The organism is Streptomyces sp. NPDC036822 (assembly GCF_055609145.1).
The window spans coordinates 452,150-477,840 of sequence record NZ_JBVJPY010000005.1; the positions used below are offsets into that span (position 1 = coordinate 452,150).

Genomic DNA, 25,691 nt, shown 5'->3' on the forward strand with positions numbered 1-25,691 from the left:
CCGGCACGACCACGGCCGGCCGGAGCGAAAGGCCACGACCATGGACACCGCACCCGCGCTGAAAACCGCGCTCACCCGGAGCGGCTCCCACACCACCGTGACCGTCGCGGGCGAGATCGACATCGACACGGTGGCCGAGCTGCGCCAGGCCCTCGCGACCGCGCTCTCGGACGGCGCGCGCCTGATCGACGTCGACTTCACGGACGTCTCCTTTTGCGACTGCACGGGCCTCGCCGTGCTGCTCCGTGCCGGTCGGTACGCCCGTGCCCGAGGGGCCTCGCTACGCGTCGTGAACGTCACGTCCTCGCTGGTCCAGCGCCTGTTCGTGACCACACGGACCGCGGGCGTCCTGACCGGCCCCCCGCCCGCCCGGCCCCTGACGCCCTCGTGACGACAGGCCCGGGCCCGGACGGGCATGGGAAGCCCCCACGGGGGAACGGGCGAGGCAGGCGACACGAGTGGGGCGCCCGTGGCGGACGGGGCCGCCGATGCGTACCGGATGCCCGAGACGCGAGGCGGACAGGGTGCCCGTGCCACGCGCGGGCCACGGTAGGAGGCAGGGCATGGTGGTGAGGGCCGCTGACGTACTGGGCGCGCCGTGCTGGCTGAGCCTCGTGGCGCGGGACCTGCGGGCGGCGGAGGATTTCTACGGCGCCGTCCTCGGCTGGAGCTTCCGGCAGGGCAGCTTCGGGCGGGCCTTCTCCGTCGCCGAGCGCGACGGCGTGCCCGTCGCCGGCATCGGCGCCGTCGCCGGACAGCTGGCCGTCCCGGTGGCCTGGACGGCGTACTTCGCGGTCGACGACGCCGACGCGGCCGTCGCCCGGGTACGCGAACGCGGCGGAACGATCGGGGTGGGCCCCGTCTCCTATCCGCCCCGCGGCCGGGCCGCCCTGGTGGCCGACCGGGAAGGAGCGGTCTTCGGCATCTGGGAGGGAGGCGTCCACGCGGACTGGCGCGTCGGAGAGGGGGCGGCCCCCGCGTGGCTGGAGCTCCACACCGGGAACGCCTTCGACGCAGCGGTCTTCTACGGCGAGGTCCTGGGGTGGGGCGAGCCCGGGGACCACGGCTGCGACGTGTTCTACGAAGAGGACCAGGTCGTCCTGCGACGCGCCGGTGAGCCCGTCGCGCGGCTCAACAGCGGGCCCGTCGAGGAGGGTGCACCGAAGCCGCAGCGCCGTCCCCGCTGGCTCGTCCACTTCAAGGTCCGGGACCTCGACGCGGTGAAGGCCGTGGCCGTCGACCGCGGCGGCAGCGTCGTCACCGGCGCCGACTCCGCATGGGGCGACGGGCGCAGGGCCACCCTGCGGGACCCCGAAGGCGCCCTGTTCACCCTCGACGAGTCGCCCGACGGGGTGTGACGCTGACGCCGCGCCCGTCGCCGGCCGGCCGCGGTCGACGGGCCCGGGAGCCCGCCTGCCCGCGGGCCTGGGAACGCTGACCCGGCGTACCTGCTCCTCGGGGCGGGGTCATCCCGCGCCGCCTCGCGTCCGCAGGAGCAGCAGGGCGATGTCGTCCGTGCGGTCCCGCGCCGGGCGCACCTGCCGCAGCAGCGTGTCGATGACCTGGTCCAGGTCTCCGTCGGTGGCCCGGGAAAGGCACGCGGAGAGGCGGGCGACGGACTCGTCGATGTCGGTCCCCGGCGTCTCGACGAGACCGTCGGTGTAGAAGGCCAGCACCAGCCCGGGGGTGAGCGGGATGTCGGCGACGGGATAGACCGCGTCGGGGTCGATGCCGAGGAGCGGGCCGGGTGTGATCTCCAGGGGAGCCGTACGGCCGTCCGGCTTTCGCAGGAGGGGCGGCGGATGGCCCGCGCTCGCGACGTGCAGATGACCCTCCGCGAAGTCCAGGTGGGCGTAGAGGCAGCTGGTGAAGAGTCCCGGGTCGAGGTCGGTGAGCAGCCGGTTAGTCGCGGACAGGACGATGTCCGGAGCGGTGCCGAGCGTGGCGTGGGCGTGGACGCCCGCCCGCACCTGCCCCATCAGTGCGGCGGCGGCGACGTTGTGCCCCTGGACGTCGCCGATGACGGCCGCCGCGGCGCTGCCGCCGAGCCGGATCACGTCGTAGAAGTCGCCGCCGATGTCCATGCCCCGGGTGGCCGGAAGGTACCGGGCGGCGACCTCGAGGCCCGGAACCAGGGGAAGGGTGTGCGGCAGCAGCGCCTGCTGGAGGCCGTGGGCGAGCTGGTGCTTGATGTCGTAGAGCCGGGCGCGGTCCAGGGCCTGCGCGATGAGTCCGGCGAGCGAGGACATCAGTGCGCGCTCCTCGGCCGAGAACTCGTGGGGCTGGTCGTACGTCAGGACGCAGCAGCCGACCGCCCGGCCGGAGATGATCAGCGGCAGGAACGCCCATGCCTGCTTGCCGCTGACCGGGGCTGCCTCCGGGTAGATCCGCCGCAGCTCCTCCGGGTCGGCGAAGAACGAGGGGATGCCGGTGGAGAGCGTGCGCCCCGCCGGTGTGAACTCCGTGTCCACCGGCAGACCGTCCAGACGTTCGATGACCTCGGGGGGATAGCCGCGGTGCCCCGTGATCCGCAACCGGCCGGCGTCCTCGGCGGACAGGACCAGACCGTTCGCGCCGAAGGCCGGCATGATCTGGTCGGCGACCAGATCGACGACGTCCTGGACGCCCACGACCTCGGTGAGCCCGGCGGCCAGGTGCATGAGCTGGTAGAGCTGCCCCGCACGGGCGGGCGTGGCGGTACGCATCGAACGCCGCGGGGCCGGTGAGGGCGGGGGCTGCGCGCCCGTCGGGACGATCCGCACGCTGATGCCGCTGGCGTCCGGATACAGATGGAAGTCGAGCCAGCGGTCGGGCGGGCGGCAGGCCGTGAAGGAGACGGGTTCGCGACTGATCACCGCCGCGCGGTAGCGGTCCTCGTAGGTCGGGTCGTCGAGCCAGGGCAGGGACAGCCACGGCAGCGTGCCCAGCAGGTGCGCGGCGTCGCGGCCCAGCAGCTCGCACCCTCCGGAGGTGACGTAGCTGATGCGTCCTTCCAGGTCCAGCGAACAGGAACCGCCCGGCAGCCGCTCGGCGAAGTCGGCGGCCGCCCGGACGGGGCTGGCGGGCCTGCCCCCGGCCTCCACCGGGATGACGCGGGGCGAGGCGCCCCCCTCGACCGGTCTGCCGGACTCGAGGGCCTCGTCGAGGAGCCGGGCCAGGCGACGGCAGTGGGAGGCGATGTGGCCGCGTTCCCTGCGGCTCATGCGCGCGGGCCGGGTGGGCGGCCACATGAGCAGCAGTGACCCCCAGGGCCGACTGCCGGTGATCGGAGCGGCGGCGAGCGACAGCGGGTAGGGCAGTGCCATGGCCGTACGCGGGTAGAAGCGGGCCATCTCCTGCTGACTGCCCACCCAGACCAGGTGGTCCTCGCGCACGGCCTCGGCCACCGGGGCGGGGGCGTTCGCCGGGACCCGTGCCCAAGGAGCGGCGAACTCCAGCGGCGCGCCGCACAGCGTCTCCAGGTGCAGGGCCCGCTCGTCCGGGGTCAGGAGATAGACGGCGCCGATCGACGCGCCGGTCCTGCGGGCCGTCTCGGCGAGCGCCTCGTCCAGCGCGGCGGCGGTCGGGTGCGCGGTGGTGGTCGACGCCCCGACCGGGATCGGCGGGGGGACGACGGACGGATCCGTGTCGGCGGAGGGCACGGTGCCGGGGGGTGGCGCGGCCCCACGAGGCGGTGCGGTGGCGACGTACGGATCGGCCGGGACGTGCGGTTCGGCGGCGCTGGACGGCTCGGCGGCGACATGCGGATCCGCACCCCCGGCCGCATCCGTCCCGTCCGCCGGGTCGGCGGCTTCGTACGGATCCGCACCCCCGGCTGGATCCGGTCCGTCCGCAGGCTCGGTGGCGTCGTACCGAGGCGCCCCGTCCGCCGGACCGGCGGGGTCATGCGGATCGGCGGCATCCGCCGGATCGCTCGCATTCATCACGGAGGCACCTCCAGCGTCGCGGCCGGTTTCCTCCCCGTCCCGCCATCCCCACGGACCGCCGGACCCCTGGAGCCATTATGGCGCTCAGCAGCCCGCGAGCGGCGTCCGGCCTGATCAGACGGGCTGAGGACGACCGAAGAGCACGTCGTAGCCGACGGGCAGCTGAAGGAGGATCCGGCTCATCAGGTCGTCCCCGGCCAGGTCGGCCACGACGCCGAGCACCGCTTGGACGTCGGACGGCGCCGTCTTCTCGTCGGCCCCCTCGATCCACGCGGCCGTCGCCCGGACGAACCTCTCCGGCGGCAGCGGCTCACGTGCCTGGAGGGGGTTGAGCAGCACCGTCGCCACCGTCGCGGGGAGCCGGTCGGCCAGTTCGGACCGGACCTCGCCCACCAGATGGGCGCCGAGCAGGGCGAGAACGACGCGGGTGGCGCGTTCGGCCTCGTCCGGCGAGGCGTAGGCGCCGCGTTCCTGGACCTCACGCAGCAGCGCGTCCTCGTGCACAGGCATGCTGACCTCCCACACGTCGGGATGCACATGTCGGACACTCTGCCTATATACCTCCGCGCGTCAGAGCTGACAACCACCGGCCGAAGCCGGATCGGCGGTGTACGGCGGGGGTTCGGCCTCGTCGCCGAGGTAGCGGGGATCGTCGCCCTGGCGCAGGTCGAGCATGTCGAGGAGCCGCGCCAGATCGGCGGGCCCGGTGGCGCGCTGGGTGACGGCCAGCCGGGCGGCGCGTCGCTGGGCGGCCGTCGTCGAGGGGGCCCGGTCGTTGCCTTCTGCTCGCTCCATGAGCAGATCCGACCACGCCCCCGCCGCCCCCGCAGCCCGACGGCCGCCTCGCACGCGGCGTGGGCGCCGTCCGATGGTCCGTCCGGCGGATCCGGCCCGGCGTCGCCGCCGCGGCCCGATTCCGGCGGCCTGCGAGGTGTGAGTCCCGCCCGGGAGGCGTCACGCCGGAGGAGCGGGCTCCGCCGAAGCGGCGCCCAAGTCCTGTGCCTTATAAGGGGGTAGAACTCGTGACACCCTGCCTTGGGACGCCCCGGCTCCGTATGATTGCATCATGCATCCTCTTGTCGCCGCCGCGCCCCTGCCTCCGACCGCCTCCCGATTCGCGGGAGTCGCCGCGTCGCCCGTACGGGAGATCCTGGCGCTCACCGCCCGCCCCGACGTCATCTCCTTCGCCGGCGGCCTTCCCGCCCCCGAGCTCTTCGACGTCCCCGGCCTGCGCGCCGCCTACGACCGGGTCCTGACCGACAGCCCGGGGCAGGCCCTGCAGTACTCCACCACCGAGGGGGACGCGGGGCTGCGTTCCGCCGTCGCGGAGCGGCTGACCGTCCGGGGACTGCCCACGGAGGCCGACGACCTGCTGATCACCACCGGCTCCCAGCAGGCGCTCACGCTCCTGGCCACCGCCCTGCTGGAGCCGGGCGCCGTCGTGCTGGTGGAGGATCCCTGCTATCTCGCCGCCCTGCAGACCTTCGGGTTCGCCGGGGCGCGTGTCGTCCCCGTGCCGACCGACGACGACGGGATCATCCCCGCCGCTCTGGAGGAGATCGCCGGACGGGAGCGGGTCACGATGCTGTACCTCGTCCCCACCTTCCAGAATCCGACCGGCCGTACGCTGCCCGAGTCCCGCCGCGCCGCCGTCGCCGAGGCCGCGGCGCGTCACGGCTTCTGGATCGTCGAGGACGATCCGTACGGCGAACTGCGGTACGACGGTGACCCGGTGCCGTGGATCGCCTCCCTCCCCGCGGCGGCCGACCGCACCGTCCTGCTCGGCTCGTTCTCCAAGGTCATGGCGCCGGGGCTGCGCCTGGGCCATCTGCGCGCGCCCGCCGCCCTGCGCCGCTCGTGCGTGATCGCCAAGCAGGCGGCCGACCTGCACACGTCCACCATCGACCAGGCGGCCGCCGCGCGTTACCTGCGCGACAGCGACCTGGACGCGCACGTCGGGACGATGCGCGCCGTCTACCGTGAGCGCCGGGACGCGGTGCTGGCCGGCCTTCCGGCGGCGCTGCCGGTGGGCAGCCGCTGGAACCGTCCCGAAGGCGGCATGTTCGTCTGGGTGAATCTCCCGGAGGGGTACGACGCCACCGAGCTGCTGACGACCGCCGTCGGCCACCGCGTCGCGTACGTGCCGGGGGCGCCGTTCTATGCGGGCGCCCCCGACCGGGGGGCGATGCGCCTGTCGTTCACGACGCACTCGCCCGACGAGATCGGCGAGGGACTGCTCCGGCTGGCGAAGGCCTTCGCCTGAGGGTGGCGCCCCTGCGGGCGGCGGCCCTCACCCGCGGGCGCACCCGCTGCGCTGGCGCGATGACGGTGGGTGACGCTCTGGGATGCGCGGGCGGGCGGCCGCTGCTTCTCTGAGGACATCCGCTCACCCCCCAGATCCCAGGAGTGATCATGAGCGTTGCAGGAGAGTCCGGCGGTCGCGTGCAGCAGCTGCGCCAGAAGGCGCAGGAGATGGAGCAGGCCGCCGACCGTGCCACCGACCCGGACGAGCGTCAGCGGCTCAAGGACCGGGCGCGCCGGCTCCAGGAGCAGAGCAAGCGCGAGTCCGAGATGGGTGGCATGACGGACCCCATGTGACGGCTCCGCGCCGGCCGGCCGGTGGCAGCCCCGCAGGGGGCCGCCACCGGCCGGCCGTCTGCCGGGGGAGCCCTCGGGGAGAACGGCGAGGGGATCGCGGTTCGACATTGCTGATATGGGCATGTCAGCCGCGACCCTGTCGTTCTCCTCAGGAGGCCCCGCTTGAAGACGAGTTCGCGGATCCGCAGACTGGCGTTCACCCTCGGCGCGTCCGTCACCCTGGTTCTCGCGGTACCCGGCAGCGCGCTCGCCGCGCCCCCACCGTCCCTGCCCGGCAACGCGGACGGGCTCGAGCAGACCTTCCAGCCCGCCTACGACTACGACACGGACGGCTGCTACCCCACCCCCGCCATCGGACCCGACGGGACCGTCAACGGCGGCCTCAAGCCGTCCGGCGCCGTCAACGGGCAGTGCCGCGACGCCGGGGACCTGCGCAACACCAACGGATACGCGCGCTCCGCGTGCAACAACGGCTGGTGCGCGATCATCTACGGCCTCTACTTCGAGAAGGACCAGGCGGTCGCCGGCAGCGGGCTCGGAGGCCACCGTCACGACTGGGAGCACGTCGTGGTCTGGGTGCAGGACGGCGTGGCCCGGTACGTCTCGACCTCCGCCCACGGCTCCTTCACCGTCCACGCGCGTGACCGGATCCGGTGGGACGGCACCCACCCCAAGATCGTCTATCACAAGGACGGCATCGGTACCCACTGCTTCCGCGCCGCCAACAGCAACGACGAGCCGCCCGAGAACCACGACCACGTCTGGCAGTTCCCCACCCTGGTCGGCTGGAACGGCTACCCCCCGACCGTGCGGGACAAGCTCGTCCAGGCCGACTTCGGCAGCGCCGTCTTCGGCCTGAAGGACGGCAACTTCACCTCCCACCTCGCCAAGGCGAAGCCGCCCGCCGTCCCCTTCGACCCGTACGCCTGACGCACGACGCGCCTGACGGGCCCCGTGCGGGGCGCGGGCCTCGCGGTCCCGCCCCGCATTCGGGCGTCCCTGGCGAGACGGCGGTGAAGGGACCGCGCAATCCCCCCGGCCCCTTCCGGACGTTCCGCACCTCGCGCGTCACCTCAGGCAACCCCCGCACGCCGGTCGCCCTCCTTCGAGGCGAAGGAGGCGCCCCGGGCGACCGCGGCGCCTCGACGTGACCGACGATGAGGACGACCGCTTTGATACGTGTCACACGCGCGGTGACCACGGCCCTGGCGTTACTGGCGCTGACCGCCGCGGCGCCGGGGCCGGCGCACGCCCAGCCGTCCCCCGCACCCCGGACGACAGCGCCCTGGACCCCGTACGACGCCGAAAACCCGCCGGAGGGCTGGCGGTTCACCGGATCGGGCGCCGACAGGCAGCTCGTCTGGACCGCGCCCGAGCCGGTGCCCATGGGCGACGCCCGCATCGAGTTCCACGCCGGCGACCGTCCGCTCGGCCGGCCGACCGCCTCGCGTGACCGGCGGACGTACCGGCTCACCCTCGGGGACACCCCGATCCGGACGGCCGCCGAGCTGCGCGTGACGGCCGGCGGCCGCCGCCTGGACACGGCCGGCGCCGACGATGCCGCCCGCCGTCCGTCCGCGCGTGCCCTGCCGCCCGCCACGCCCCAGGGAATACCCCCGGCCCACCCCGTCGACCCCGGAGTCCCCGGCCCCTACCGCACCGTCAGCGGTGAGTACGCGCTCGACCCCGTGCGCCTGCCGGGCTTCCCCGCCCCCGTCGAGATGCGCGCCACCGTGGTCGGGCCGGCCGGCGCGCCCGGCCGGCGCCCGCTGGCGCTGTTCCTCCACGGCCGTCACGCGACCTGCTACACCACCGCCGGCGAGGTCACCGGCGACTGGCCGTGCGCGCCCGGCGCCCGGCCGATCCCCAGCCATCAGGGCTATCTGCGGGCCCAACGGCTCCTGGCCTCGCAGGGATACGTGACGGTCTCCCTCGCTGCCAACGGAATCAACGGCCAGGACCACCTCGCCGAGGACGGGGGAGCGCAGGCCCGTTCGTCGCTGGTCCGGCTCCATCTGTCCCGCTGGGCGCAGTGGGCCGCCGGCCGCCCCGGCGCCCCGGCCGCCGTGCGCGCGGCCTCGCCCGCCGACCTGTCACGGGTGCTGCTCGTCGGCCACTCGCGCGGGGGCGAGGGCGTCAACCGGGCCGCGCTCGACAGCCTCTACCCGCCGCCCGCGGACCAGGACGGCCACCGGGGACCCGTGCGCTGGACCATCCGCGGCAACGTCCTCATCGGCCCCACCGTCTTCGGTCAGAACCCCGTCCCCGACGTGCCCTCCACCACGATCCTGCCCGGCTGCGACGGTGACGTCTCCGACCTCCAGGGCGAGATCTACGTCGACGGCACCCGCGGGGTCGGCCGCGGCGCCGCGCTGCACAGCGCGGTCTCCATGGTCGGCGCCAACCACAACTTCTTCAACAGCGAGTGGACCCCGGGACAGGCCCAGGCGCCGGCCGACGACGACTTCTGGTCCGACGACACCCCGGACCCGGTGTGCACACCGGGGACGAGGACCCGGCTCACCGCCGAACGGCAGCAGGCCGCCGGCGCCACGTACATCGCCGCGTCGGCCCGGCTGTTCGTCGCGGGCGACGACCGGGTGCGTCCGCTGCTCGACGGCACCGGCCGGCGCGCCCCCTCCGCCGACCCCGCCCAGGTGCTCACCCACGCCGTCGGCGCCCACCGCACCCCGGCCCTCCTGCCCGGCCCCCAGCTCGCCGTGACCCGTGGCCGGACCTGCGCCCAGGTCGACCCCGACCCGGCCCGCGCCTGCCTTCCGCCGGACGCGGGCGGCCGGTCGCCGCACTTCGCCTCCTGGGAGACCTCGCCCGAGCCGGGCCGCGACGCGATCGCGATGCGGTGGACGAACGCGGGCGCCCCGACGGCTATACGCGCCCCGCGCCCCTTCTCCCTCGCCGGCAGCGACGCCCTGGCCCTGCGCGTGATCGTCCCGCCCGGCTCCACCGGCACCCTGCTCGACGTCGCCCTCGTCGACACCTCGGGCCGCCGCGCCCGGCTGGGCCGGGCAGGCATCGACGGCCTCCCGGGCAGCGAGCGGACCGCCTCCCACTGGGCGCGCGAGATCCGCGTCCCGCTGTCCGCCGCCGCCCGGACCGGCCTCGACCTCACCCGGGTCACGACCCTCGAACTGACCCCGCGCAGCCGCGCCGGCCAGGCCTGGCTCATGGACGCCTGGGGGTGGCGCCCGGGCACCCCGGCGGCCCGCCCGGCCCCCGCGCCGCGCGTCGACATCGGCCGCCTCACGGTCGACGAGGGGGACTCCGGAGTCCGGACCTACCGTGTGCCGGTGCGCGTCACCGGAAGCGGCAGCGGCCAGGTCCGCTTCTTCGTACCCCGGCCGGGCACGGACGAGGTCACCCACCGGACCGTCACCGTCCGGCCTGGCAGCGGCTCCATCGACGTTCCCTTCGCGGTCCGCGGCAACCACCGCTATGGCCACGACCGTTCCCAGGAGGTGTTCGTGAAGGCGGTGCGCGGTGCGGTCGTCGGCTCGCACCACGGCGGGGTGACCGCACGCGACGACGACCCCATGCCCACCGTCACCCTCACCCCGGTCGCGGACGACGTCACCGAAGGCAGGGCGCTGACCTGGAGGGTCACGCTCTCCGCCGCCGCCGACGCGGACATCGCCGGCGAGCTCGCCCTGCTGCCCGTCGCCGGCGGCGCGGAGCTGTCCACCGCCGACGTCGACCGAGGCTGGCTGGAGGAGCTGTTCGGCGAGGCCCCCCATCCGCCCCGGCCGCTCTCCTCGGTCGTGGAACAGCCGTCCCTGCCGGTGACCGTGCCCGCCGGCCGGACGAGCGCCGACGTGACCGTCCCCACTGTCACGGACCGGTCGAGGGAGCCGAGGGAGTCGCTGCGCGGACGTCTGATCACCTACGACGAGTCCTGGGAGCCGCGCCCAGGACCGGAGTTCACCGGATCGGTGCGCGACGCTTCGTAACACCCACCGCACCGCCCGCCGTCGGCGCACGGACCCCACCGGGGAACCGTGCGCCGACGCGTGTCCGAACGCACTTCCGGGGTACGCGCATCTTCCTGGAGCAGTACGGAGTTTGGGGGGATTCATGACGCCGCGTATCGGATGGCGCCGCACCACGGCCGAGCAGCCGGAGGAAGCGATTCCACAGGCGCCCCCGGAGAAGGCGGAGGCCCCGCGAACCGGGCCGGGCCCCTTCATCCGCGTCCTCGTCACGGTCCTGGCCCTCGCGGCGATGGTGGCGTTCGGCGTCGTCCTCGCCCGGCTGACCCTCCAGCCGTCACCGGCCTCGGAGGTGCTCACCCATACGAACCTCCGGCCGGGCGACTCGATCCGGGCCTACCTCTCGCAGCCGGCCTTCCGCGACACCGTCAAGCAGCTCGGCGGAAACGTGCTCCTGGGCGTGCCCTTCGGCCTGCTGCTGCCGGTCGTGTCCCCGCGCACCCGCGGGTTCGTCCGCATCGCGCTGCTGACGGTGGTGACGATGCTCCTGGTCGAACTGGTCCAGGGGGCCCTGATCACGGGACGCGCCTTCGACATCGACGACGTGCTGCTCAACACGGGTGGCGCCCTCCTCGGCTACGCCCTGGTGGGCCGCCGTCTGGGCAGGGCGGTGCACCCCCGGCGCAGGCGCCGGTGGTGGGCGCCGCGCCGCACCTGACCCGGGACGAGTACGACCCGACCCCCTACCGCGCTCCGGACGAGGGGCGCGGTGAACCGATCTTCGCAGGAGGAGATGTCCATGGACACGGGAAGGAACGGCGCGACGCCGACGGACGAGCGGCGCCAGGAGCCGTACGGCGAGAGAGCCGGCGGCACGGCCGCAGTGCCCGGCCAGCGCTCCGACGACAGGCCGGACGGCCGGGCCGAGACGGAGGTCGAGCGCGCGGACCGGCGCTGGCAGGAACTCATCCAGGAGATACGGGTCGCCCAGACCGGCGTCCAGATCCTCCTCGGCTTCCTCCTCACGGTTGTCTTCACCCCGCTGTACAAGGGACTGGAGCAGACGGACAAGACGATCTACATCGTGACCGTCGTCCTCGGGTCCCTCGCCACGGGCGCCCTGATCGGACCGGTCCCCTTCCACCGGATCGTGTCCGGTCGGCGCATCAAGCCGCAGGCCGTGGTCTGGGCGTCCCGGCTGACCTTCACGGGACTGATCCTGCTCCTCGCGACCCTGACGTCGGCGCTGTTCCTCATCCTCAGGGTGGCCACCCACGACCCCTACGTGCCGTGGCTCGTCTCCGGCGTCCTGCTCTGGTACCTGCTCTGCTGGTTCGTACTGCCGCTGTGGGTGCGGATCCGCTACACCAGCGGGGGCTGAGCCCTCCACCGGCGGGGACCGAACGAGCCCTATACCGGCGGGCACCGGGTCCGCCCCCGGTGCCGCGCCGACGGGCCGAGGACGGCCACCGGTTCGGGTGAACCCCCGTGTGACCGGCGCGGGGCGTGGAATGCGTCCCACACCAGTCCGCACCACAGAGGAGGAACCCATGCGTCGCTTCGCCGTCACCGCCGTTCTCGCCCTCGCCGCGCTCTCCCTCGCGTCGGCCGTCCCCGCCGCCGCCGACGAGCGGGAGTCGGAGTACACCAGCAGCTTCGAGGTCCACGTCGGGGGCGTGCACATCGTCGAGAACGTCGACTTCGAGGAGGAGTTCTCGACCGGCGAGTGAAGACGGAGGCCGGCAACGGCCGAACGGGCCGACGGCGCCCACCCCGCACGGGGCGGGCGCCGTCGGCCCGTTCGGCCGTTCCGCTCAGTCCGTGAGGGGACGGTAGACGGTCAGCGCGTCGGGCAGCTTGTCCAGCCGGAAGGCGCCCGGAGCCGGGACCACTTCGCCGTCGTAGGCCATGTGCGTGCCGTCGGGCAGGCCCGAGACACGCAGGGACGTGACCCGGGCGGCCGCGTACAGCCGCGTCCTGGCCAGCCCTCCGGCCACCGCCGTGGCGAGCAGCCGGGTGCGGGCGAACCGGCCGCCGTGGGCGATCCGGACGTCGAGCACACCGTCCGCGAGGTCGTGGCGCCGCAGTGGGGCGAGCCCGGCGCTGCGGTAGGCGCCGTTGCCGGCGAACAGGAGCCACAACGACTCGGGCCGGCCGTTGACCTCGGCCCGCAGGGGGCGGGACGTCCGCAGGACGCGCCCCACGCCGAGCAGGGACGCCAGGGGGCCGCCGAGGCGGGGCGACCAGCGTTCCCGGAGCCGTACGAGCTCCGGATAGACGCCCAGGCTGAAGGTGTTGAGGAAGTACGAGCGGGACCCGTCCTCCTCGGCGGTGATCCGGCCGACGTCGGCGCGCACCGCCTGCCCCTCGGCCAGCGCCGCGCAGGCGTCGGCCACCGTGTCCACACCGAGGTCCACCGCGAAGTGGTTGAAGGTGCCGCCGGGCACCACCAGCAGGGGCACACGGTGTTTCAGGGCGGGCTCCACCGCGGCGTTCACCGTGCCGTCGCCACCGCAGACCCCCAGGACGCCACCGCGCTCGGCCACCTCGGCCGCGGCCGCGTCCAGGACGTCCGGCAGCGGACCCGCCTCCTCCTCGTACAGGATGACCTCGGCGCGGGGCAGGAGCGTCCTGATCTGGCGTACGGGATCCAGGAGCTGCGGCTGGGCGCCGGAAGCGGCGTTGACCACGACGACGAGCCCGTCGCCGTCGGGCAGCGCCCGCGCGTCGACGCGGGGCCGGGCGGGCGTCGCGACCAGGTCGCGGGTGGGGGCGAGGCCCCGGACGGCGTAGGCCGCGCCCACGCCCAGGCCGGCGCCCACCAGGACGTCGCTCGGGTAGTGGACCCCGGTGTAGACACGGGAGAAGGCGACCGAGGCGGCCACCGGGAGCACGGCGGCCGCCAGGCCGCGCGACTCCAGGGCCACGCCGGCCGTGAAGGCGGCGGCGGAGGCGGTGTGCCCGGAGGGGAAGGAGCTGGTGAACGGCTGGTGCGGCAGCCGGCGTACCAGCGGCACCGTGTCGATCAGCGGACGGTCGCGGCGGACGGCCCCCTTGGCGAGCGTGTTGACGGTGGCCGAGGCCAGCGCAAGGGACGCCACCCCGCGCACCGCGGCGCGCCGCCCGCGCGGCCCGCCCAGGGCCCACATCCCGGCCGCGATCCCGAACCACAGCAGCCCGTGGTTCGCGCTCCGGCTGAGCCGGGGCAGGACCGGCTCGGCGCCGGGCCAGGAGCGGTTCGCGACGTGCCCGAAGACCTTGCGGTCCAGCCGTCCGAACGCGCCTGTCATGCGTCCTCTGGCGACCTGGCTCATCACATCTCCTCGTCGTCGGTCCGGACGCTCGAACACGCGCCCGGCCAGCGCCAACGTACCCGGCTGAGCCGGAATGACACGTGACTCGCGCCGAGTCGAGGCGTGGCGGCGTCGGTACGACGGTACGCCGCACCGGGGCGACGCGCTCCGATGTCAGGAGGTGGCGAGATGGGCGTTCGCCGCGGTGTCGCTGTCGGGGTGGATCGCGAAGATCCGGTCGAGGCCGACGATGCCGAGAACCCGCGCCACCGAGGGTGGCACGGAGGCCAGGGCGATCGACGCCGCGGCCGTGGTGGCGGTGTTGCGGGCCGTCAGGAAGGCGTTGATCCCACTGGAGTCGCAGAAGTCCAGACCGGCGAGATCCAGGACGAGCAGGGCCCCCGGCGCGAGGTCGACGGCCCGCACCCGCTCCCGCAGGTCCGGCGCTGTCTCGTAGTCGAGGGTGCCCGTGATCGTGAGGACGGTGCCCGCGGACGAGGTTCGTGTGGTGATGTCCAGTATGGTCATGATCAGTCTCGGTCGGTGGAAGGCTGGGCGGTGGTCGCTCGGCCGTCCGGCGTGGGGTCCCGGGCGTACCGGTCGCCGTTGCCGCCGGGGCCGCCGACGGGCACTCCCAGGGCGAGGAGGGCGGTGTCGTCGCCCAGCCCGTCCCCGAAACCCTCGAGGAGCCCCGTCAGCGCGGTGACGATACCTCCCGGTGTGGCGGGGGCGCGCTCTGCGACGAAATCCCGGAGGGCCTCGTCCCCGAACAGGTCACGGGCGGCTCCCGTGCGGGCCTCGGTGAGGCCGTCGGTGTACAGCAGCACGCTGTCCCCGGGACGGAGCGTCGTGCGCGCGGAGACGAACCTCGCGTCCGGCAGGATTCCGAGCAGGAGCCCACCGGGCGTCGACAGGAACTCCGTCCGGCCGTCGTTCCGTACGACGAGCGCCGGCGGATGGCCGCCCGAGGCCAGTTCGAGCGCGAACGACCCGTCGGTCCCCCGGGGTTCCAGCACGCCGAACACGGCGGTGCAGTAGCAGGTCTCGCCCGCCGGATAGTGCTCCGTGAGCGCGGTGTTGAGGGTACGAAGCGCGGCGACGGGATCGGGGTCGTGGAGCGCGGCGGCCCGCAGCGTGTACCGCGTCAGAGAGGTCAGCGCGGCGGCCTCGGGCCCCTTGCCGCAGACGTCTCCGAGGAAGAACGCCCAGCGTTTCCCGTCGAGCGGGAAGAGGTCGTAGAAGTCGCCGCCGAGGCGGTCGGGAGACGCCGTGTGGTAGTAGGAGGCGGCGTCCAGGCCGGGGACGGACGGCAGCCGGGCGGGCAGCAGACTGCGCTGGAGCACCGCCAGCGCGTCCTGGAGCCGGGCCCTGTCGGCCTCCGCGGCGCGGCGGGCCTCCTCGGCCTCCCTCCGGCTGCGCAGCAGCTCGGACTCGTAGGCGCGCCGGTCCCGCGCGTCCGTCAGCGTGATCCTGGCCAGCAGCGGCCGTCCGTCGGAGCTCGTCCGCACTATGGCGCTGGCCAGGACCGGCAGCGGTTCGCCGACGCAGGCCAGCTCCAGCGGAACACCGCCCACCTCTCCGTTCAGGCGGAGCGCGGGGGCGAGTTGCGCCTCGTACGAGAGCCGTCCCGCGGGGGTCAGGAGGTCGCCGAACTCCACCCGGCCCACCACGTCGCTCCGCCCGAGCCCGAGCCACTGGAGGAGGGTGGTGTTGATCCGGGCGACCGTGCCGTCCAGCAGGATCGAGACGTAACCGCACGGAGCGGTGTCGTACAGCTCCTCGGCGCTGTCCTCCAGGACGGCCATGTAGGACTCGAGGGCGACGGCGGGCGAGCGGAGGCCGGGCTGGTCGTGGCCCGTTGTGCCGTGGTTCATGAGGCTCCTGAAGCGGTCGGCCACGTGTCGGGCCGGCACGGCGGAGGGGGCGGCTCCGCGGTCGCGGAGCCGCCCCTCTCTGCCCGGGCGGGGTCAGTGCTTGAAGGCGTCCTTCGTCTTCTCCTTGGCGGCGCGGGCGTCGCCCTTCGCCTGCTCGGCCTGGCCCTCCGCCTCGAGACGCTCGTTGCCGGTCATCCGCCCAGCCGCTTCCTTGACCTTGCCCTTGGCCTGCTCGCCCTTGGCCTTCGCCTTCTGCTCACCGGACACAGCCGATCACTCCCTGTGCGTTGGGTCATGTCTGACGTCAAGGCGCCTGACCGCGAATCGCGACGCTAAACCAGCCGGGAGAAAGGAAGCGGCTCACAAGGCCCTATGCAATTCCGCGAAGCCCCTTGCAATTCCCCGGATCGACCGCGAAAAACTCGCCAATTCGAAGGGATGTTCACCAAAGCCGGGGGTAAGCGGTCGCCGGGAGGTTGATAGGAATGGTTCCTCTTCTGCTGGTTCTTCTGCTCGCGCTGATTCTCTTCGGCGCAGGTTTCGCGGTGAAGGCGCTCTGGTGGATCGCCGTCATCGTTCTCGTCCTCTGGCTGCTGGGCTTCGTGGCCCGGCCGAAGGGCGGCACAGGCCGCTGGTACCGCTGGTAGCGGTCGTCACGGCGGACGCCGATCGCAAAGGCTCGTGGGCGCCACCCCTCAGGGGTGGCGCCCACGCCCGTGTCACCCGCGCGCACCGCCTCGGCGTCCGCGCGCGTCCCCCTCCGCGTCACCGCTGCGGCCCGTGTCACTGCTCCAGCGGGACGACCGCGCGGATCGTCTTCCCGCCCTCGTGGACCGAGACGGTCACCTCGCGGCACAGACGCTGGACGATGGGCCAGCCGTAGCCGCCCGGGGTCAGCGCCGCCCCGCGCCGGTTCTCCGGCAGGGTGCCGCTGGCGTCCGTGACGGACACCGTCGCGCTGTCCCGCGCGAGGTCGAGACGGAAACCCGTGGGGCCGCCCGCGTGCCGCTCGGCGTTGGCCACCAACTCGGAGACCACGAGCAGGAGGTCGTCCACCTGCGACCGGTTCACCGGCCGGATGCGCGCGAGCCTGCGCCGCGTGGTCTCCCGCGCGTCGGCCGAGGTCCGCACGCCTTCGTCACCGCCGCCGGCGGAGACGTTCTCGGCACGCGTTCGCGTCGTCGTATGGGACCAGGCCTCGTCGTGAGGCTGCATCGTGGTTCCCCTTCCTCCCGTTTTCCAGGCATTCGCTCCCCGCTCGTTTTCCCGCCGTCGCCGAGGTGACACACGAGCGTAGGGCCGTATGCGGCGACCGGGCCGCTACCGGGGGTGACGCGGCCCCGGCGCGCCGACCGGCGGAGTCACGAGCTCACCGCCCCTCCGCGCCCCTCGCGGCACGGGCCAGGACGCCCGACAGCTCGACCCGCGAACGCACACCCAACCGGGCGAAGACGTTGCGCAGGTGGTGATCGACGGTCCGCGGACTGATGGACAGGCGGTCGGCGATCTCCCGGTTGGTCGCCCCCTCGGAGGCCAGCGCGGCGATGCGCTGCTGCTGGGGCGTCAGGTCGCCCGGCGCCGCCGTCCCGCTCGGGCCCCCCGCCGCTCCGCCCGTGGCACGCAGCTCGGCACGGGCCTGCGCGGCCCAGATCTCGGCCGCCGCCCGCTCGAAGGTGACGAGCGCGTCGCTCAGCCGCACCCGGGCCTCCAGCGAACGCCTGCGCCGCCGGAGCCACTTGCCGTACGCGAGCAGGGTCCTCGCCCGTTCGAAGTCGTTGCCGGACGTGTCGTGCCGGCGCATCGCCTCGGCGTACCAGTGCGCCGAGTCCTCCGGCGCGGTCAACAGCGCCCGGCAGCGCGCCAGCTGCGCAGGTGCCTGCGGATCGACCCCCTGGGCCGCCCACACCGTGAACTCCTCGGCCGCCGCGCGCGCTTCGTCGCCCCGGCCGGTGGCGTCGGCCGCCTCCACGAAGCACGGCACGGCGAGCATACGGAGGGCGAAGTGGCCGGAGCGGGGCCCTGGCAGCACCAGCTGGGCGAGCCGCGCGGTGGCCTGGGCGGCCAGGCCCTGCCCCAGTTCCGCACGGGCCAGCGCCCACTCGGCGAGCGTGGCCGCCTGCGCCAGGCCGTGGCCGCGCGCCACGGCCAGCGCCTGCCGGGCGTGCTCCTCGACGGACGCCGCGTCCCCGGCCACCGACGCGACCAGGGCCAGGACCGCGTGCTGATGGGCCGCCACGTTGTGCTGGCCGGTCAGCTCCGCGGCCCGCAGCCCCTCCCGGGCGTGCGTCCCGGCCCGGCCGTGGCGTCCGGCCCGCAGCTCCGCGTAGGCGAGGTGCTCCAGGACACGGGGGATCATGGCGTTGCGGCCCTCCGCCCGGACCCGGGCCAGCGCCCGGCCGTAGACCCGGGCCGCCGACGCCGTGTCCCCGAGCACGAGGGCGGCCGATCCCGCGCGGAGCAGCAGCCGCGGGTCGTCGGACGTGCCGTCACGCGCCACCACACGGGACAGCGGGGCCCGGGCCTCGTGGAGGCGTATCGCGAGCGCCGCGCGCATGCCGTCGAGGAAGTCCTGCTCCGCGCCGTCCCCGCCGGTGTGACAGCCGTCCCCCGGCGCCGTACCGCGGCGGACGGACGCCGCCCCGTCGCCGCCGTCCAGCGCGGTCAGGCAGGCGACGGGGTCGCCGGCCGCCCACGCTGCCTCCATCGCGAGGAAGCGGGCGTCGGCCGCCTCCCGCGGGGCCTCGTCGCGCAGCAGCCCGGAGGCCAGCAGCAACGCCTGATGGGCGTCCCCGACGGGCCCGTCGGCCAGGTCCGTGAGGCCCCGAAGGAGCTCCGCCCGGCCCCGGACGACGTCCGCGAGCGACCGCACCTCGTCCGGGGCGCGCAACCGGTCCGCGCGGTGACTCACCGCCCGGAGGAGGGGGAATGGCTGCGGTCCTGCCGTGCGCCGCGCGCCGCTCCGGGAGGCGGGGGAGGAGGCGGCCGCGGACGGGCCCGGGCCGGCGCCGAGCGGCCCGTCGTGACGCCCGCCGGCGACCGTGGCCCGCCTCCGGGCGTTCGGGGCGCCGGCACGCGCGCTCCGCCCGTCGGCGTGACCCCTGGTGCGGGGCGCGTCCGCCGGGGCACCACTGTCGTACGCCGCGCCCTCGTGCCCCACGTGGTCGAGGTCGGTGCCGGCGTGTCGCCCCTCGTCCACACCGGGCGCCGGCTCGTCCGACGGCGGGGTGAACAGGGCGTCGGCGGAGCGGCGCCACGACGCCGGCGTCCCGGCGAGGACCGCCCGCCGGAGGAAGGGGTCCTCGAAGCGCAGCGCGGGACGGGCGCCGCCGAGCAGCCCGTCCGCGAGCAGCCCGTCCAGCGCCTCCGGCGACGTCCGCGTCGCCCGCGCGGCGGCCAGCACCGCGTCGCCGTCGACCGTGGGCCGCGCCGCCCCGTCCGGGCCGCCGGCCGCCTCGCCCGCGACGGCGACCAGGGCCAGCAGCCGCCGGCTCTCGGCGGGCAGCGAATCGAGGAGCCCGCCGTACACCTCCGTGAGGACCTGTCCGTCGGTCAGCGGGTGGGGGAGGGGAGCCCGCCCCGCGAGCTGCGCGGCGGACAGCCGCCGGGCCGTGGCGGTCAGGACACCGGGATGGCCCACGGCCTCCCGGAGCAGTCCGGCCCGTACGGAGGGGGCCACGGGGCCGGGGCTGACGTCGTCGAGGAGCCGGCCCGCGCTCTCCGCGCTCAGTGGCCCCAGGCGCACCACCTGCGCGCCCGGCACGTCCGGGGAGCGGTGATGGCGGGCGTGGGACACCAGCCAGCCCACCCCCGCGGGCCCCCCGGCCCGCAACGCCGAGGCCAGCGCGGCGCGCGAGTGGGCGTCCCACAGATGGTGATCGTCCACGCACAGCAGCAGCGGCCGTTCGGGCACGAGGCCCGCCACCGCGGCGCCGAGCCCCTCCGGGCCCCGGGCGACGCGCAGCGCCCGCCGGGCCGCCGAAGGGCCCGGGCCGAACGCCGACAGCAGAGCCCGCACCCCGCTCCACGGCACCCTGTTCCCGGGCGGCGGCAGGACCAGACGGGCCGTGCCGGAGAATCCCCGCGCCGCGTGGCGCAGCAGTGCCGTGCGTCCGGTGCCCGGGCTGCCGGTGACCAGCAGGACACCGCTCGACCCGGCGCCGACGCGGGCCGAAAGGGCGTCCACGGCGGCGAGTTCGGTCGTGCGGCCGTGCAGCCCCGTGGCAGCCGCCGCGCTCGTCCCTCCACTCACGGCCGTTACGTTACTGCCCCGTAAGTAACGTGGACAGCCCCCGGGCAGGGACCGATGGATCCTGGCCCATGCCCGGGGGCGCGGCTCTGTGAGCCCGCACAGACGACCTGACGTCAGGAGTGCGGGCACACCTGACGTCAGGAGTGCGGGCACGTCCCCCGGTACTCGGCGATCGTCAGGCTGGGCCGGGGAGCCGGGCAGAGGAACTGCTCGTACCGGGTGTCGTTGTCGATGAACCGCTTGAGCCACGAGATGCTGTACTTCGCGATCGTCGTGTTCGACGTGTTCGGTGTGAAGTGCGTCGCACCGTTGAGCTCCAGGTACGCCTTGTCGAGCGAGCTCGGAAGGTTCTCGTAGAACGGCTCGGAGTGCGTGGCCACGGGGGCGACCGTGTCGCCGTCCGCGCCCACGACGAGGGTCGGCGTCGAGATCTCCGGCCAGGTCTTGTCGGTGTTCCAGCCGGTGAGGGGGATCGCGGCCTGGAGCGACGGCCGGCTCTTGGCGGCCTCGAGCGCACCGCCGCCGCCCATCGAGTGGCCCATGACGCCGAGCCGGGTGCTGTCGATCCGGCCCCGGACGGAGCTGCGCTGCGTCAGGTAGTCGAGCGCGGCGAGGAGCTGCCGGCCGCGGCTGTCCGGCTGGTCCACGGTCGTGTTCGTGTCGATGGTGAAGACGACGAAGCCCTGCGAGGCGAGGCGCGGGCCCAGCCAGGCGATGGACGACTGGTACGCGGTGAACCCGGGCGAGATCACCACGGCGCCGAAGGTGCCGTCGGAGGTCGAGGTGGGGTAGTAGATGGTGCCGCCGCCGAAGCCGGTGACGGCCAGGGAGGAGACGCTGAGGTCGGAGACGGCGTACGAGCCGCGCAGCGCCTCGATGCTGGAGACGGTCGGAGCGGGGCCACGCTCGTACGGGTTGTCCGCCGCCTGTGCGCCGGGGGCGGTGAGTACGGTGATGCTGGCGAGGCTGCAGAATGCGGCGGCGGCGGCGAGGTGTCGTTTCACGACGGAGTCGTCCTCTCGTGTCGTGTACGGCCGCTGCCGGAGCGGAAGCGGCCGTGGAATGACTGGCCCGGTCAATGTCCGGGCCGCGAGGGACGAAGGCATCGGCAGAATCACCGGCCTCGGCGCGCAGGCGCCGCGCACGGGGGCAGGCGTCGCCGGCCGGGCGCCGTGCACGGGACACGACGAAGCCGGCACACCCTCCCGGAAGGGGTGTGCCGGCTTCGGTCCGCCGCTTTCAGGCCATCAGCACCGAGTCGCCCTCGGGACGCGCGCCCGGCAGCCGGTGCCGGGCGGCTATCAGCGCCGCGTCCACGTCCCGCGTACCGGTGGAGACGCACAGCGTGTACGCGAGGTCGTCCATCCGCTGCCGCACCTCCTCGCTCCCGTTCTCCGCGTGGAGCACCCTCAGAGTCGTGTACTGCTCGATCAGGTTGCTCAGTACCGCGGGATGGGCCATCAACACTGTGAGTCTCCCCTCACGTCAGGGCGCCGACCGCCCGGCTCGAAGCGCCGCGTACCCCCGCTTCCCCGGTGTATGCGGGGTGGGAGGACGGGTCCGGATCACGTCGGTCCGCTCTCGTGATTCACTACCGTCTCCCTCGTGACGATCACGGGGCGGTAGTCTCGTCTTTATTGCCGTACGACAACGGTCCAGCGCCGGGAGTCGTACGGGAGGGGCGGAGCCCCGGCGCGAGGAACCGTGCCGGGCCGGACCCTCGGAATGTCGGTGAAGCCAACGAGGATGGATCATGTCCAAGACGACGATCGACAGTTCCTCCGCGGCACGGCGGCCCGGACCGGCCGCCGTGGGGGAGCCGGAACTGCGCCAGCTGCTGGCGGGCCTGACCGCCGTACGCGACGGTGACTTCGGCACCCGGCTGCCGGACGACGCCAACGGGCTGATGGGCGAGATCTCCGCCGTGTTCAACGGCATGGTCGACCAGCTGTCCCTCTTCACCTCCGAGGTCACCCGGGTCTCCCGGGAGGTCGGCACGGAGGGCACCCTCGGCGGCCAGGCCGTGGTTCCCGGCGTCTCGGGCACCTGGGCCGACCTCACCGACTCGGTGAACGCGATGGCCGGCAACCTCACCCGGCAGGTCCGTGACATCGCCCAGGTCGCCACCGCCGTGGCCAAGGGAGACCTCTCCCAGAAGATCGACGTGGACGCCCGCGGTGAGATCCTGGAGCTGAAGAACACCATCAACACGATGGTCGACCAGCTCTCCTCCTTCGCCGACGAGGTCACCAGGATGGCCCGTGACGTGGGCACCGAGGGGATCCTGGGCGGTCAGGCGGACGTCAAGGGCGTCTCCGGTACCTGGCGCGACCTGACCGACTCCGTCAACTCCATGGCCGGCAACCTCACCGCCCAGGTCCGCTCCATCGCCCAGGTCGCCACCGCCGTCGCCAAGGGAGACCTCTCCCAGAAGGTCAGCGTCGACGCCCGCGGCGAGATCCGGGAGCTGAAGGAGACCATCAACACGATGGTCGACCAGCTGTCGGCCTTCGCCGACGAGGTGACCCGCGTCGCCCGCGAGGTCGGCACCGAGGGGAACCTCGGCGGCCAGGCCACCGTCCGGGGAGCGTCCGGCACCTGGAAGGACCTCACGGACAACGTCAACGTGATGGCGTCCAACCTCACCGGGCAGGTGCGTTCGATCGCCCAGGTCGCCACCGCCGTCGCCCGCGGTGATCTGTCCCGCCGGATCACGGTGGAGGCGAAGGGCGAGGTCGCCGCGCTCGCCGACACCATCAACACCATGGTGGACACCCTCTCCGCCTTCGCCGACGAGGTGACCCGCGTCGCCCGGGAGGTCGGCACCGAGGGCCGGCTCGGCGGCCAGGCGCGGGTGCCGAACGTGGCGGGCACCTGGAAGGACCTCACCGACAACGTCAACTCGATGGCGAACAACCTCACCGGCCAGGTCCGCAACATCGCCCAGGTGACCACCGCCGTCGCCAACGGTGACCTGTCCAAGAAGATCGACGTGGACGCCCGCGGCGAGATCCTGGAACTGAAGACGACCATCAACACGATGGTCGACCAGCTGTCCTCGTTCGCCGCCGAGGTCACCCGCGTGGCGCGCGAGGTCGGCAGCGAGGGACGGCTCGGCGGCCAGGCCGAGGTCGAAGGCGTCTCCGGCACCTGGAAGCGGCTCACCGAGAACGTCAACGAACTCGCCGGGAACCTCACCCGCCAGGTCCGCGCCATCGCCGAGGTCGCCAGCGCGGTCGCCGAGGGCGACCTCACCCGCTCGATCACCGTCGACGCCTCCGGCGAGGTCGCCGAGCTCAAGGACAACATCAACTCCATGGTCGGCTCGCTGCGCGAGACCACCCGGGCCAACCAGGAACAGGACTGGCTCAAGTCCAGCCTCGCCCGGATCTCCGCGCTGATGCAGGGCCACCGCGACCTGTCGGTCGTCGCCGAACTCGTCATGGACGAACTGACCCCCCTCGTCCGCGCCCAGTACGGCGCCTTCTACCTGGCCGAGGAGGGCTTCGACGGCATCGAGCTCGGCCTCGTCGGCTCCTACGGCCGCCCCGCGGGCAGCCCCGAGGGCCGCCGCTTCCGGCTGGGCGAGTCCCTCGTCGGACAGGCCGCCCGCAGCCGCCGCGTCATCGCCGCCGACGACGTCCCCGGCGACTACGTCTCCATCTCCTCCGGACTCGGGCAGACCGCGCGCGGCAGCCTGATCGTGCTCCCGATCGTGGTCGAGGACCAGGTCCTCGGCGCGATCGAGCTGCTCTCCTTCACCCCGTTCACCTCCGTGCACCGGGACTTCCTGGAACAGCTCATGGAGACCGTGGGCGTCAACGTCAGCACGATCGTCGCCAACGCCCGTACCGACGAGCTGCTCGGCGAGTCGCAGCGACTGGCCGACGAGCTGCGGGCCCGCTCCGAGGAGCTCCAGGTGCAGCAGGAGGAGCTCCAGCGCTCCAACGCCGAACTGGAGGACAAGGCCGCCCTGCTGGCCTCCCAGAACCGCGACATCGAGGCCAAGAACCTGGAGATCGAGCAGGCGCGGCAGGAGCTGGAGGACCGCGCCCAGCAGCTGTCGCTCGCGTCGAAGTACAAGTCCGAGTTCCTTGCCAACATGAGCCACGAGCTGCGTACCCCGCTCAACAGCCTGCTCATCCTGGCCCAGCTGCTCGCCCAGAACCCGACGCGGAACCTCACCGCCAAGCAGGTCGAGTACGCGGGCATCATCCACTCGGCCGGTTCCGACCTGCTCCAGCTGATCAACGACATCCTCGACCTGTCGAAGGTCGAGGCCGGGAAGATGGACCTCAACCCGGAGCGGGTCGCGCTGCGCCAGCTCCTCGACTACGTCGAGGCGACGTTCCGGCCGCTCACCACCCAGAAGAACCTCGCCTTCACCATCTCCACCGCCCCCGGGGTTCCGGTCGACCTGGTCACCGACGACTCCCGGCTGCGGCAGGTGCTGCGCAACCTGCTCTCCAACGCCGTGAAGTTCACCGAACGCGGCAGCGTGCACCTCAGCATCGAGCCGGCCTCGGACGACGAGCTGCCCGGCACGGTGCACCGCGGCGGCGCCGTGGTCGCCTTCCGGGTGAGGGACACCGGCATCGGTATCGCCCACCAGCACCTGGAGGCCATCTTCGGCGCCTTCCAGCAGGCCGACGGCACGACCAACCGCAAGTACGGCGGCACCGGTCTCGGCCTCTCCATCAGCCGTGAGATCGCCTATCTGCTCGGCGGCGCCCTGACGGCCGACAGCGAGCCGGGCGCGGGCAGCACCTTCACCCTCTACCTCCCCGTCGCCCGGGCCGACTTCCAGGCGCAGACCGCGCCCGAGGCCGGGGCGCCGGCCACGCCGAGGGAGCCGGGGGAGATCGCCGAGAGGCCCAGCCGCACCCCCCGGGCCGCCCTGCCGGCCGTCCCGCAGCCCCGCCAGCCCCGACGCCTGCTGGTGATCGAGGAGCGCTCCCGCGGGCTGCTGTCGCTGGTCGCCGAGAACGCCGTGGCCGAACTGGCCGACAGCCGGGACCTCACCGACCAGGCGGACATCGAGGTGATCGCCGCCGTGGGGCCGCAGGAGGCCGCGACCGCCCTCGCCACCCAGCCCTTCCACTGCGTCGTGCTCGAACTCGACATGGCGGACAACGAGGCCCTGAACTTCCTCGACGCCATGGACGGCGACGCTGCCCTGCGGACCGTCCCCGTGCTCGCCCACAACAACCGCAGACTCGCCGCCGAAAACGAGCGCACCCTCCAGGCCAGGGCCCGGCAGCGGCCCCTGGAGCTGCTCTCCAGCCTCGACGAACTCCGCGAGCGGATCGCCCTGCACCTGCTCGCCGACCAGCCAGGCGACGTCGTGCCCCTGCTCCGCGGCGAGCAGCGCCAGCAGGCGCCCCACACCGTCGACGCCGCCCTGCACGGCCGTACGGTGCTCGTCGTCGACGACGACGCCCGCAACCTCTACGCCCTGAGCGGCATCCTGGAGCTGCACGGCATCGAGGTCCTCCACGCCGAGAACGGCCGCAAGGGGATCGAGGCACTCGCCGCGCACCCCGACATCGACCTGATCCTGATGGACGTGATGATGCCCGAGATGGACGGTTACGCCGCCACGGCGACCATCCGGCAGATGCCGGCCTACGCCGGGCTGCCGATCGTCGCGGTCACCGCCAAGGCGATGCCGGGGGACCGGGAGAAGAGCCTGGCGTCCGGCGCGAGCGACTACGTCACCAAGCCGGTGGACGCCGACGACCTCATCGCCTGCATCCGGCGGTGGCTCCGCGACGACTAGCCCGCCGCCGGAGCAGGCGGACCCCCGC

Annotated in this window: 22 protein-coding genes; 11 read left to right on the forward strand and 11 right to left on the reverse strand. The window is 73.8% G+C overall.

Annotated features, from left to right (window positions below; translation table 11 throughout):
• The first annotated feature begins 40 nt into the window (after window positions 1–40).
• Both ACZ68P_RS15275 and ACZ68P_RS15280 read left to right on the forward strand, forming a co-directional pair.
• Window positions 41–391, forward strand: a complete 351-nt coding sequence (locus ACZ68P_RS15275) for an STAS domain-containing protein (RefSeq protein ID WP_471006191.1) — start codon at window positions 41–43, stop codon at window positions 389–391.
• A gap of 172 nt (window positions 392–563) precedes the next feature.
• The gene (locus tag ACZ68P_RS15280; protein ID WP_471006192.1) at window positions 564–1,358 is read left to right on the forward strand and encodes a VOC family protein; all 795 of its coding nucleotides are present in this window, start codon (window positions 564–566) and stop codon (window positions 1,356–1,358) included.
• A 108-nt stretch (window positions 1,359–1,466) separates the two neighbouring features.
• Here ACZ68P_RS15280 and ACZ68P_RS15285 read toward each other — a convergent pair whose 3' ends face one another.
• From ACZ68P_RS15285 to ACZ68P_RS15295, 3 genes are all read right to left on the reverse strand, one after another.
• Entirely contained in the window at window positions 1,467–3,923 is a 2,457-nt protein-coding gene (locus tag ACZ68P_RS15285; protein ID WP_471006194.1) for a SpoIIE family protein phosphatase, read from the reverse strand.
• A 117-nt stretch (window positions 3,924–4,040) separates the two neighbouring features.
• A complete protein-coding gene (locus ACZ68P_RS15290; protein WP_471006195.1) occupies window positions 4,041–4,436 on the reverse strand; it encodes a DUF2267 domain-containing protein in 396 nt (131 codons plus the stop codon).
• 60 nt (window positions 4,437–4,496) lie between these two features.
• Window positions 4,497–4,721: a hypothetical protein gene (locus ACZ68P_RS15295; protein WP_471006196.1), complete on the reverse strand. Its 225-nt coding sequence runs from the start codon at window positions 4,719–4,721 to the stop codon at window positions 4,497–4,499.
• Window positions 4,722–4,992: 271 nt separating this feature from the next.
• On the opposite strand from ACZ68P_RS15295, the gene ACZ68P_RS15300 reads away from it, so the two are divergent.
• From ACZ68P_RS15300 to ACZ68P_RS15330, 7 genes are all read left to right on the forward strand, one after another.
• Window positions 4,993–6,189, forward strand: a complete 1,197-nt coding sequence (locus ACZ68P_RS15300; RefSeq protein WP_471006197.1) for an aminotransferase-like domain-containing protein — start codon at window positions 4,993–4,995, stop codon at window positions 6,187–6,189.
• A gap of 149 nt (window positions 6,190–6,338) precedes the next feature.
• The gene (locus tag ACZ68P_RS15305) at window positions 6,339–6,524 is read left to right on the forward strand and encodes a DUF6381 family protein (RefSeq protein WP_471006200.1); all 186 of its coding nucleotides are present in this window, start codon (window positions 6,339–6,341) and stop codon (window positions 6,522–6,524) included.
• A gap of 162 nt (window positions 6,525–6,686) precedes the next feature.
• A complete protein-coding gene (locus tag ACZ68P_RS15310; protein ID WP_471006201.1) occupies window positions 6,687–7,454 on the forward strand; it encodes an NPP1 family protein in 768 nt (255 codons plus the stop codon).
• Window positions 7,455–7,696: 242 nt separating this feature from the next.
• Complete coding sequence (locus ACZ68P_RS15315; protein WP_471006203.1) at window positions 7,697–10,489, forward strand: hypothetical protein; 2,793 nt, start codon at window positions 7,697–7,699, stop codon at window positions 10,487–10,489.
• A 124-nt stretch (window positions 10,490–10,613) separates the two neighbouring features.
• Window positions 10,614–11,186: a VanZ family protein gene (locus ACZ68P_RS15320; protein WP_471006205.1), complete on the forward strand. Its 573-nt coding sequence runs from the start codon at window positions 10,614–10,616 to the stop codon at window positions 11,184–11,186.
• A gap of 81 nt (window positions 11,187–11,267) precedes the next feature.
• Window positions 11,268–11,849, forward strand: coding sequence for a DUF6328 family protein (locus ACZ68P_RS15325; protein ID WP_471006207.1), 582 nt, complete (start codon window positions 11,268–11,270; stop codon window positions 11,847–11,849).
• Between the two features lie 169 nt (window positions 11,850–12,018).
• Window positions 12,019–12,198 (forward strand): hypothetical protein, encoded by a 180-nt coding sequence (locus ACZ68P_RS15330; RefSeq protein WP_471006208.1) that lies wholly within the window; start codon window positions 12,019–12,021, stop codon window positions 12,196–12,198.
• Between the two features lie 84 nt (window positions 12,199–12,282).
• On the opposite strand, the gene ACZ68P_RS15335 is transcribed toward ACZ68P_RS15330, so the two are convergent.
• The 4 genes from ACZ68P_RS15335 to ACZ68P_RS15350 all read right to left on the reverse strand — a co-directional run bounded on the left by ACZ68P_RS15335 (window position 12,283) and on the right by ACZ68P_RS15350 (window position 15,902).
• Window positions 12,283–13,782, reverse strand: coding sequence for a diacylglycerol kinase family protein (locus ACZ68P_RS15335; protein ID WP_471006210.1), 1,500 nt, complete (start codon window positions 13,780–13,782; stop codon window positions 12,283–12,285).
• Window positions 13,783–13,935: 153 nt separating this feature from the next.
• Complete coding sequence (locus ACZ68P_RS15340) at window positions 13,936–14,289, reverse strand: STAS domain-containing protein (RefSeq protein WP_471006212.1); 354 nt, start codon at window positions 14,287–14,289, stop codon at window positions 13,936–13,938.
• Between the two features lie 2 nt (window positions 14,290–14,291).
• Window positions 14,292–15,635 carry a PP2C family protein-serine/threonine phosphatase gene (locus tag ACZ68P_RS15345; RefSeq protein ID WP_471006214.1) on the reverse strand — a complete coding sequence of 448 codons (1,344 nt, stop codon included), beginning with the start codon at window positions 15,633–15,635 and terminating at the stop codon, window positions 14,292–14,294.
• A 93-nt stretch (window positions 15,636–15,728) separates the two neighbouring features.
• Window positions 15,729–15,902: a CsbD family protein gene (locus ACZ68P_RS15350; RefSeq protein ID WP_471006216.1), complete on the reverse strand. Its 174-nt coding sequence runs from the start codon at window positions 15,900–15,902 to the stop codon at window positions 15,729–15,731.
• Window positions 15,903–16,120: 218 nt separating this feature from the next.
• On the opposite strand from ACZ68P_RS15350, the gene ACZ68P_RS15355 reads away from it, so the two are divergent.
• Window positions 16,121–16,282 (forward strand): DUF5670 family protein, encoded by a 162-nt coding sequence (locus ACZ68P_RS15355; RefSeq protein WP_158984609.1) that lies wholly within the window; start codon window positions 16,121–16,123, stop codon window positions 16,280–16,282.
• Between the two features lie 136 nt (window positions 16,283–16,418).
• Here the strand turns inward: ACZ68P_RS15355 and ACZ68P_RS15360 are convergent, their stop codons facing one another.
• The 4 genes from ACZ68P_RS15360 to ACZ68P_RS15375 all read right to left on the reverse strand — a co-directional run bounded on the left by ACZ68P_RS15360 (window position 16,419) and on the right by ACZ68P_RS15375 (window position 21,351).
• Window positions 16,419–16,850 carry an ATP-binding protein gene (locus ACZ68P_RS15360; RefSeq protein ID WP_471006218.1) on the reverse strand — a complete coding sequence of 144 codons (432 nt, stop codon included), beginning with the start codon at window positions 16,848–16,850 and terminating at the stop codon, window positions 16,419–16,421.
• A gap of 154 nt (window positions 16,851–17,004) precedes the next feature.
• Window positions 17,005–19,884, reverse strand: coding sequence for a helix-turn-helix transcriptional regulator (locus ACZ68P_RS15365; protein ID WP_471006219.1), 2,880 nt, complete (start codon window positions 19,882–19,884; stop codon window positions 17,005–17,007).
• Between the two features lie 137 nt (window positions 19,885–20,021).
• Complete coding sequence (gene bdeA, locus ACZ68P_RS15370; RefSeq protein WP_471006222.1) at window positions 20,022–20,990, reverse strand: bis(hydroxyethyl) terephthalate hydrolase; 969 nt, start codon at window positions 20,988–20,990, stop codon at window positions 20,022–20,024.
• A gap of 133 nt (window positions 20,991–21,123) precedes the next feature.
• Window positions 21,124–21,351, reverse strand: coding sequence for a DUF5133 domain-containing protein (locus ACZ68P_RS15375; RefSeq protein ID WP_471006225.1), 228 nt, complete (start codon window positions 21,349–21,351; stop codon window positions 21,124–21,126).
• 286 nt (window positions 21,352–21,637) lie between these two features.
• Between ACZ68P_RS15375 and ACZ68P_RS15380 the strand changes: the two genes are divergently transcribed.
• Window positions 21,638–25,663: a HAMP domain-containing protein gene (locus tag ACZ68P_RS15380; protein WP_471006227.1), complete on the forward strand. Its 4,026-nt coding sequence runs from the start codon at window positions 21,638–21,640 to the stop codon at window positions 25,661–25,663.
• The last annotated feature ends 28 nt before the right edge of the window (window positions 25,664–25,691 follow it).